This is a genomic window from Egibacteraceae bacterium, assembly GCA_040905805.1.
Classification (GTDB): domain Bacteria; phylum Actinomycetota; class Nitriliruptoria; order Euzebyales; family Egibacteraceae; genus DATLGH01.
Genome location: JBBDQS010000119.1, coordinates 4,956 through 13,548, shown reverse-complemented (window position 1 = coordinate 13,548; position 8,593 = coordinate 4,956). Strand labels below are relative to the sequence as shown.

The 8,593-nt window shown below is 74.9% G+C and carries 8 protein-coding genes; 5 read left to right on the top strand and 3 right to left on the bottom strand.

The genetic code is table 11. The features are described 5' to 3' along the window. The first annotated feature begins 194 nt into the window (after window positions 1-194). Window positions 195-710, top strand: coding sequence for a YetF domain-containing protein (locus WD250_13665; GenBank protein MEX2621256.1), 516 nt, complete (start codon window positions 195-197; stop codon window positions 708-710). A gap of 64 nt (window positions 711-774) precedes the next feature. Here the strand turns inward: WD250_13665 and WD250_13660 are convergent, their stop codons facing one another. Both WD250_13660 and WD250_13655 read right to left on the bottom strand, forming a co-directional pair. Continuing rightward, on the bottom strand, window positions 775-1,404 hold the full coding sequence (locus tag WD250_13660; protein MEX2621255.1) for a hypothetical protein: 630 nt from the start codon (window positions 1,402-1,404) through the stop codon (window positions 775-777). Further along, on the bottom strand, window positions 1,404-2,729 hold the full coding sequence (locus tag WD250_13655) for an S-layer homology domain-containing protein (GenBank protein MEX2621254.1): 1,326 nt from the start codon (window positions 2,727-2,729) through the stop codon (window positions 1,404-1,406). Before WD250_13655 ends, WD250_13660 begins: the two co-directional genes overlap by 1 nt. A gap of 246 nt (window positions 2,730-2,975) precedes the next feature. Between WD250_13655 and WD250_13650 the strand changes: the two genes are divergently transcribed. Beyond that, window positions 2,976-3,530: an RNA polymerase sigma factor gene (locus WD250_13650; GenBank protein MEX2621253.1), complete on the top strand. Its 555-nt coding sequence runs from the start codon at window positions 2,976-2,978 to the stop codon at window positions 3,528-3,530. A gap of 72 nt (window positions 3,531-3,602) precedes the next feature. Next, entirely contained in the window at window positions 3,603-4,805 is a 1,203-nt protein-coding gene (locus tag WD250_13645) for a DUF5667 domain-containing protein (protein MEX2621252.1), read from the top strand. A 410-nt stretch (window positions 4,806-5,215) separates the two neighbouring features. Here the strand turns inward: WD250_13645 and WD250_13640 are convergent, their stop codons facing one another. Next, window positions 5,216-6,571 carry a S8 family serine peptidase gene (locus WD250_13640; GenBank protein MEX2621251.1) on the bottom strand — a complete coding sequence of 452 codons (1,356 nt, stop codon included), beginning with the start codon at window positions 6,569-6,571 and terminating at the stop codon, window positions 5,216-5,218. Window positions 6,572-6,788: 217 nt separating this feature from the next. On the opposite strand from WD250_13640, the gene WD250_13635 reads away from it, so the two are divergent. Both WD250_13635 and WD250_13630 read left to right on the top strand, forming a co-directional pair. Continuing rightward, the gene (locus WD250_13635) at window positions 6,789-7,379 is read left to right on the top strand and encodes a helix-turn-helix domain-containing protein (protein ID MEX2621250.1); all 591 of its coding nucleotides are present in this window, start codon (window positions 6,789-6,791) and stop codon (window positions 7,377-7,379) included. Between the two features lie 85 nt (window positions 7,380-7,464). Then, window positions 7,465-8,520 carry an alpha/beta hydrolase gene (locus WD250_13630; GenBank protein MEX2621249.1) on the top strand — a complete coding sequence of 352 codons (1,056 nt, stop codon included), beginning with the start codon at window positions 7,465-7,467 and terminating at the stop codon, window positions 8,518-8,520. The last annotated feature ends 73 nt before the right edge of the window (window positions 8,521-8,593 follow it).

The window sequence follows — 8,593 nt, the reverse complement described above, 5'->3', positions numbered from 1 at the left end:
GTCATCATCGGCACCGACTGGCCCGGGCAGGTCTAGAGCGCCCGTGCGGGGGGGGCGAGCCGCTGCCCGCCGGGGGCCCCGCACCGCGCCGGTGAGCCGCTGCCCGCCGGGGGCCCCGCACCGTTCCGGCGAGCCGCACCCGTGCCGGTGAGCCGCCCTGTGCCGGGAGCCCCGGCCGTGGGTACGGACTCCGTATGTTCTTCGACGACTGGAATGCCCTGCTTCGGACGGCGGTGGTCGCGCCCCTGGCGTACCTCGTCCTGCTGCTGGTCCTCCGCGTGTCCGGCAAGCGCGCGCTCAGCCAGCTGAACGCCTTCGACCTGATCGTCAGCGTGGCGCTGGGGTCGGTGCTCGCCAGCGTCGCGGTGTCCCCCGACGTCAGCTTGGCCGGGGGCGCGACCGCGTTCGCCTTGCTGGCGGGGCTGCAGTACGCCGCCGCCTCGCTGTCCACGCGGCTGCCCGGGTTCCAACGCCTGATCAAGGCGGCGCCCACCTTGCTGGTGCGCGACGGCAGCCTGCTCGAGGAGGCGATGGAACGCCAGCGCGTCACCCATGCGGCGATCCTGCAGGTCCTGCGCCAGGAAGGGCTCTCCAGCGTGGACGACGTGGCCGCTGTCGTGCTGGAGACCGACGGCTCGTTCAGTGTGGTGCGTGACGCCCCCGAGCCCGGCCGCCGCGCCACGCTCGAGAACGTCGCGGGCTGGACGTGACCCCACGTGGGGGCCCGGGCGGTGCGGGCCGGGACGGCGGGTGCGCCGCCCCGGCCGGTGGGTCCTAGCTGGCGGAGCCCTGGCGGCGGCGGGCGACGGTCAGGGCCGCACCGCCCGCGGCGAGCAGTGCGAGGGCGACCGCGGTGATGCCGAGGTTCACCCCGCCGGTCGTGGGCAGGTCGCCGGCGGGGACCACGGCCCCGGGGGCGGGGCTGCCGGCCGTGGAGCCACCCGAGGGCGACCCGAGGGCCACCTCCTGGGTGTCGCCGGCTGCGCCGGGGAGCTCCTCCTGGACGAACACGCGCTCGGACTCCTCGCGGGGCTGGCCGTCGGCACCGGTGCCGGTGACGGTCGCCGCGGCGTGGCCGAGCTCGGCGTCCTCCGGGATGGCCAGCTGTGCGGCGAACGTGCCGTCGGACTCGACGAGGCCGGCGGCGGTCGCCGTGGCACCCGAGGTGTCCTCGTAGACGATCGTCACCGTGGTGCCCGCTCCCCACCCGATCCCGGAGATCGTGATGGTCGCGTTCGGGGTGCCCACGGTGATGGTGCTGGGCGGGTAGTCCTGCGCGACGGCGGTACCCGCGGACAGGCCGAGGAGCATCGCGGCGAGCACGACGGCGGCGAACATCTGCCCGGAGCGGCTGGCGTGGGTGCGGGCCGTCTGCGTAACCGGACCCAGTGTGATGGCAGTCATTAGGAACCCTCTACATTGTCGATGAAGCGGTTGATGACGCTGGCCATCTGCTGGCGGCTCGTGGGAGCCGCGGGGACGTACAGGCGGCCGTTGCCCGCACTCGGCGCCACGACGCCCTGCACCATCTCCTCCTCGAACGCGGCATCGATGTTGTCGGCGTGGACGTTGCCCACCGTGTCGGAGAAGTGGGTGCCAGGCGCCGACGGTGTGACCGCCGCGTCGCGGGCGTGGGCGAGCGAGCGCACCAGCACCGAGGCGGTCTGGTCACGGCGGATCTGCTGGTGGGGGCGGAACTCCTGGGGGGTGACCCCGAGCAGGATGTCCGCGGCGGCGAGCTCGTGGATCTCCATGTCGAACGTGAACCCCTCGTCCACGTCGGTGAACCGCGGGGTCTGTGGGTCGGGCAGCGCGGTGTCGGTCGTCACCAGCGCCCGGTGGGCGAACGCGGCGAACTGCCCGCGCGGGATGGCCAGCAGCGGCAGGAAGTGGCGCACCCCCTGGGCGTTGTTGGTGCCCAGCGTGACGCCGCGGGCGTAGATGCAGTCCACCGCGTTGACGTGCGCCGCAGCGATGGAGGCGCGGTCCGCGAACGGCGCGGGCAGCGCGTTCGCGCAGTCCGTGGACTGCGCGACGGGGTCGGGGAACGCCCCGGCGTCGGGGGCGGTGTCGTGCAGCAGGGGCCCGCCCTCACCCTCGGCGTCGTAGAAGACCGCGGCGGAGACCGACACGCTGGTCTCACCGTCCAGGCATTCGGGCGGGATCGGCCCGGCCGTGTACGACGTGCCGTCGTAGACCGCGGGGGCGTTGCCGCAGATCACCGCCGCCGTCGGCGTCTCGATGCGCTGCACCTCGGTGACCAGGTTGCCGTCGGCGTTGAGGTTGTAGGAGGCGAAGTAGTCGCCGACGTCGTCGCCGTCGGTGTCGAGGAACCACCCCACGAACGTCGCGTCCTGCCAGGCGGGGTCGGCGCGGGGGTTGGTCGGCTCCGCCACCGTCACCTGCAGGACGAGGTTGCCGACGTAGGAGGCGCAGTGCTCGACGATGTCGGCACGGTCGTTGTTGGCGTGGGTCGCCGGCGCGTCGTCGTCGCGGTCGTCGACCACGTCACCGCCCGGGTCGGTCGAGCAGCCACCGTCGGTCTGCTGTGCGGTGACGTCACCACCGGCGGCGGCGGGCGCGCCGACCTGGGCGGCGCGCATGATGGTCAGTCGATCATCGGCCTCGTCGGCCGAGGCTGGGGGGGCGGCGAGCAGCGCCAGCGCCGTGGCCAGGGCCGCGATGGCCCCGATGCGGCCGAGTACGCCTCGTGGTGCGGTGAACGTCATCGCGGTTCCCGTCGTTGAGAAGCGGTGCCTGAAAGTTCCGAGCACGCAGCATAGTGCTCATCCGGCGTAGACGGAACAAAAAACTCGGGTCAGCACTGGTCCGCCTTTTGTCGTGGTGCCATCGGACCCCCACGACCCATCGGCAGGAGGCCGCCGCGACTTGAGGGTCCGTTTCGGCCCGTGCCGGCACGTCCGGGGGCCTCGACCAGGTTGCGCTGCAAGGGGGGGCGGGGGCAGGCTGGCGCGGTGCTGCCTGACGAGGTCGTGGCCGGGATCCATGCCCGCGACCCCGACGCGCTCGCGGCGTGCTACGAGGCCCTGGCCACCCCGCTGTACCGGTTCCTGGTGGCCCGCAGCCGCGACCCCGCCCTGGCCGAGGACATGGTCGAGGCCACGTTCCTGGAGCTCGTCGAGTACGCCCCGGCGCTGCGCGGGGGCGCCGACGGGGTGCGCGCCTGGCTGTTCCGGGCTGCGGGCAACAACCTCATCGACGAGCAGCGCAAGGCCACCCGCCGCGGCGACGTGGCGCTGGACGAGGACCGCGCGGCCGGGCAGGCCGCCGCCGACCCCGGACCCGAGGCGCAGGTCCTGGCCGGGGAACGCGACGCGGCGGTGCGCGCCGCCATGGCTGACCTCAGCCCCGACCAGCAGGAGGTCCTGAGCCTGCGCTTCGCCGCGCAGCTGACCAGCCGCGAGATCGCCGAGGTCACCGGGCGCACCGTGGGCGCGGTCAAGGCCCTGCAGCATCGCGGCCTGGCCGCTCTCGCGCGTCTGCTGGGCGAGGACCCGGGCACCCCATGACCGCGGCCCCGCCCCGGCCGACTTTCCGGCTACCCGTACCCTTCGGGGGCACTGGCGCGCTGACTGTTCGAGATGTCCACCCACCCCGCTGACGAGCCCGACGACCACGGCGAGCACGCCGAGGTCGCCGCACGCCTGCACGACAGCCTCACCGCGCCCGCCCTCGACCCCGCGGTGCGCGCCCGCCACGTGCAGGCCCTGCGTGAGCGCGCCGCCGCCCTGCCCACCCCGGCGGGGCGCCCCGGTGCGGCTGCGACGCCCTCCCCCGCCCCGGCGCCGGCCGCCGCTGACGCCCCCGCCGGCCATGCGGGTCGTCCGGCCCCCCACCGGGTGGGCCGGCGTCTGGCCTCCACCACCGCCGCCGCGGGCCTCGTGCTGGTCATGGGCGCCAGCGGCGCGGTGGCCGCCGCCCACCAGTCCCTGCCGGGCGAGACCCTGTACCGGGTCAAGGCCGCCACCGAGCAGCTGGTCCTGGCCGCGCCGCTGTCCATCGGGCGCAGCGTCGAGCGCCACCTGACCTTCGCCCAGCGCCGCCTGGACGAGGCCCGCGACCTGGTCGCCGGCGCGCGCGATCCCGCGCTGGTGCTCCAGGCGCTCACCGCCCACACCCGGCTCATGGCCCGCGCCGGCGAGCTGGCCGGGTCCGACGCCGACGCCGCCGACCGGGTGGCCGCCGCCACCGTCGTGGCTCGCCGCCAGCTCGACCGGCTGCTCGCCGGCGGGCTGCCCGACGCCGCCGCGGACCAGGCCCACGCCGCCTTGGAAGCCGGCAACACGCGTCTGGAGCGCCGGCCGGCCCCCGCGCCGAGCCCGCCGGAGTCCCGGCCGACGCCCGACCCCCGGCCCGATGCGGCGCCCAGGCCACGTCCGACGACGCCCCGGCCCGCTCCCGAGGCGACCTCGCCGCCGGCCGACCGCGTCCCAGCTCCGGGGCCGCCGGCCACGCCCGCTCCCGGGGCGCCCGCACCGGGTCCCCCCGCCGCGCCCGTGCCCGGCACGTCCCTACCGGTCGCGCCCGAGCCCGGCGGTCCCACAGGCTCCGCCGAGCCCGGCACGTCCCCACCGGTCGCGCCCGAGCCCGGCGGTCCCACAGGCTCCGCCGAGCCCGGCACGTCCCCACCGGTCGCGCCCGAGCCCGGCGGTCCCACAGGCTCCGCCGAGCCCGGCACGTCCGAGGACCCTGCGCCCGACCCACCCGCGCCGGTCACGTCCAGCCAACCCGGCCAAACCCCCGACGCCGGTCCGAACGCGGACACACCGAATTCGCACAGCTAGTCACGTTTCGAGCTCGCCACCCGACGATCACCCCAACCGCGTGTCGCGCTCCGAGCGCGCACCACGAGGCCGGAGGTTTGCAATGCAGGAAGCTGTCACCGATCTGTGGGCTCGCTGTGAGCCCTGTCGCCGCTGGTACGCCTGCCCCGAGTCGGTGGGGCCGCCCCGGTGCCCGGTGTGCCTCAGCCACCCGATCGCGATCGTTGACCGCGCAGCGGGCGAGCTGGCCGACCACCGGGGGTGACCCGCCGGCAGCCCCGCACCTCCCGCAGGTCGCCGACCGCGACCCCGTGGTGGTCCGGGGTGGTCCGGCGTCACGGCGGGCACGCCGAGGGCCAGGGCCGTCGCGGCATCCATGAGCCGTTGACCTCGGCCGTCGACCGCTTCAGATGACCGACGGACGGGCCGGCCTACGGGACCTGCACGAACCTCTCGTGGTGGGGGTTGTTGCTGGTGTTCTGCCAGCCGCCGGTGTCGTCCTCGCCTCCCAGGGCGGGGTCGGCCGCACTGAGCAGGTGCCCCCGGGTGTGGGAGAAGGCCGTGGCGTCCGCCGCTTGTTCGGGGTTGGCACCGAGGTACAGCGCCACGGCGCCGGCCACGTGCGGCGCGGCCATCGAGGTGCCGCTCATCGTCGTGGTGCCACCGCCGGCCCGGGTCGACAGGATCTCGACCCCGGGAGCTGCGATCCCCACCGGTACCGAGTTGGTCGGGATGCCGATGGCCTCCCCGGTGCCCCAGCCCCAGTTCGACCAGCTGGGCCAGTCGGAGTCGCGCGTGGTCGCCGACACGGTGACCACCGTGTCGGCGTAGGCGGCGGGGACCGCACCGGCAGCGTTGGCGCCGCTGTTGCCGGCGGCGACCGCGAACACAACGCCGGCGTGCGTCGCGTTGCAGATCGCCGCGTGGTACGCGTCGGTCCCCTCGAAGGGGCCGCCGTCTTCGACAGGGTCGCTGTCGCTCGCGCACGTGCCGGTCATGGTGCCCGAGCCGCTGAGGCTCATGTTGGCGACCCGCGCCTGGCCGGGGTTGTGGGCGACGACCCAGTCGATGCCGGCGATCACCCCGGAGCGGGTACCCGACCCGTTCTTGGCCAGCACCTTCACCGCGTGCAGCGTGACATCCGGGGCCACCCCGACGACGTCCAAGTCGTTGTCCAGCGCGCCGATCGTGCCGGCGACGTGGGTGCCGTGGCCGTGGTCGTCGTCCCAGTCGGCGGCGCACCGCCCCCGGCACGACTCCGCGGCGAAACCCTCGTCCGACACCCGCAGGTCCCCGTGACCCCGGTCGATGCCCGTGTCGATCACGTAGACGTGCACGTCGGCGCCCGTGGTGCCCGCCACCGGCGCCCCGATGCGCTTGACCCCCCAGGGGACGGGCTGGCGCGCCTCCGGTGGGTCCGGTTCCGCGTCGTCGCAGGGGCCGTCCTTGCCCCGGGCCGTGTGGCCGCACTGGTGGTGGGCGGTGGTGACCACACGGTCCACGTCGACGTAGGCAACCCGCGGGTCGCCGGCGACGCGTGCCACGGCCTGGTCCGACATCCGGGCGGCGTAGCCGCGCAGCGCGGTGCCGTACACGTGGGTCACCACGGCGTCGTGGGCCTGGCTGTGCTCGGCGGCCACCGTCCTCGGGTGCTCGGCACCCTCGGCGAGGACCACGATGTAGGAGCCGGGTATCGCCCCGGGGTCCTCGGGGCGCTCGGCGCCGGCGCTGCCACCGGTGGCCGGCAGCAGCGCGACCACCATCGTCGCGGTCCCGATCAACGCCAAATATCTCATCATCGCCATATTCCCCCCGCACCCTCTCGCCCGGCTGACCCGTCGGACCCTATAAGGACGTCCTGCCGCCCACAAGCATGTGCGATTTCGAGGCGGCGTCGGTGCGTGATTCGCACCGTCTGTGTGTCGGACGAAGTCAAACACATTCGGGTTGCGCGCTTGCACTAGTCTAGGATGAAGTACCTGAAAAGGAGCCTGAGGGGGTGGCGTGCCTACCATCGGTGACGCACTGCGCCAGCGGCGGGTCCGGGGGCAGCAGACGGCGTCGGAAGCGGCGCGGGCGTCGGGTTTGCCGGAGGGTTTGCTGACCGGTTTCGAGTCGGGCGCCGTGTCCCTCGATGACACGCAGAACCTCGCCTATCTGCGGATCTACGCCCGCTACCTCGGCCTGGACGCCGAGGAGCTGCTGCGCAGCCTGCGGTACAGAGACGGCCGCCCGCCGGTGGCTGGCCCGCACGCAGGTCGCCGGCGGGTGAAGCAGGCCGCGCGCCCGGCCGACTACGGGGACACCCTGACGCACGGTGTGCAGCGGCCCGTCAACGCGGACCCGACGAGCCTGGCCAGTTCGCGTTCGTCCCAGCCGGAGGGCGTGGACTCCCCGTTGTCCCGACCCCCGCCGCCTTCTCCCTCGGCGCGGCGGTGGGCTGCCCTGGCGCTTCTGGGGGCGGTGATCGTCGCGGTCACCGTTGCGGCGAGTGTGGTGCTGTGGGAAGCCGTGGCGGCGCTGAGCATCGTGCCGGCGGTGCCGCGCGCGGTTGTGGACCGCAACACGCTCGAGGCGGCCCACCACCGCGGGTGACCGGCGCGACCCGCGCCATCGGTCAGCCTCCTCGTGCACATACGCGAGCATTGCCCACACCGAGGCATGAGGACGAGGAGCCGGGATGATCAGACGACGGGCGATCGGCGCGATGGCGTTCGCCGGCGCGGCGGCCGGCAGCGCCGCGCTCGGGCACTACGCCAAGCGCCGGGCGATCGCCGGCATCGAGCCCCTCGCCGAGTCGACATGGGCGGATCTGTGCCGCCCGGTCCACGGCCGGGTGCAGACGGTGCGCTCGTGCGACGGGACCCGCCTGCACGTGGAGGTCCTGGGGCCCGACGACGCGCCGACGATCCTGCTCGCGCACGGTTACACGCTGTCCCAGCACGCCTGGCACTACCAGCGGCGCGCGCTCTCGGCGCGCTTCCGCCTGGTCTGCTACGACCAGCGCGGGCACGCCGCCAGCGCCGTGGCCGCCGCCGGCGACTACAGCATGGGTGCCCTCGGGCGGGACGTCGCCGCCGTGCTGGACGCCACGACGGTGCCGGGCGGGCCGGTCGTGGCCGTGGGCCACTCGATGGGGGGCATGGCCATCCTGTCGTTCGCCGAGCAGTTCCCCGAGCAGCTGGACCGGGTGGCCGGGGTCGCGCTGGTGTCGACGGCCGCCGGTAGCGTCATCGCGGGTGGGGCGTTCACCGCGGGCGCGGCGGTGCTCGCCGTGCTGCGGGGCCGGCTGCCGGGGGTGCGGCACCGCGCCGTCGCCCGCAGCGGGGACCCCGCCGACTGGCCCGACCCCGCGCCCCCCGACCTGGTGTTCCTGCTCACCCGGTCGTTGGCGCTGCACCCCGACGCCGACCCCGCCCACATCGCCTTCACCGAGCAGCTGATGATGGAGTGCCCGGCGGGGGTGAAGTCCGCGCTCGGCCCGACGCTCACGTCGGTGCGCCTCGCCCACATCGCCGAGCGCCTGACGATGCCCGGCCTGGTCATGGTCGGCGAGCACGACCGGCTCACCCCGCTCGGACCGGCCCGGCGCCTGGCCGGGGCCATGCCCGACGCCCGCCTGGTGGTCCTGCCCGGTGCTGGCCACATGGCGCCCCTGGAGGCCCACGAGCGAGTCAGCGCCGAGCTCGCCGCCTTCGCCGACCAGGTGCTGGCGGGCCGGCCGCGTTCGGCCTAGTAGGTGGCCGGGCGCACCAGGTGGCCGGGCGCACCAGGTGGCCGGGCGCACCAGGTGGCCGGGCGCACCAGGT

Coding starts and splice junctions, on each gene's coding strand:
- WD250_13660 (MEX2621255.1), bottom strand. CDS start 1,404: ATGACTGCCATCACACTGGGTCCGGTTACGCAGACGGCCCGCACCCAC.
- WD250_13665 (MEX2621256.1), top strand. CDS start 195: ATGTTCTTCGACGACTGGAATGCCCTGCTTCGGACGGCGGTGGTCGCG.
- WD250_13630 (MEX2621249.1), top strand. CDS start 7,465: ATGATCAGACGACGGGCGATCGGCGCGATGGCGTTCGCCGGCGCGGCG.
- WD250_13655 (MEX2621254.1), bottom strand. CDS start 2,729: ATGACGTTCACCGCACCACGAGGCGTACTCGGCCGCATCGGGGCCATC.
- WD250_13645 (MEX2621252.1), top strand. CDS start 3,603: ATGTCCACCCACCCCGCTGACGAGCCCGACGACCACGGCGAGCACGCC.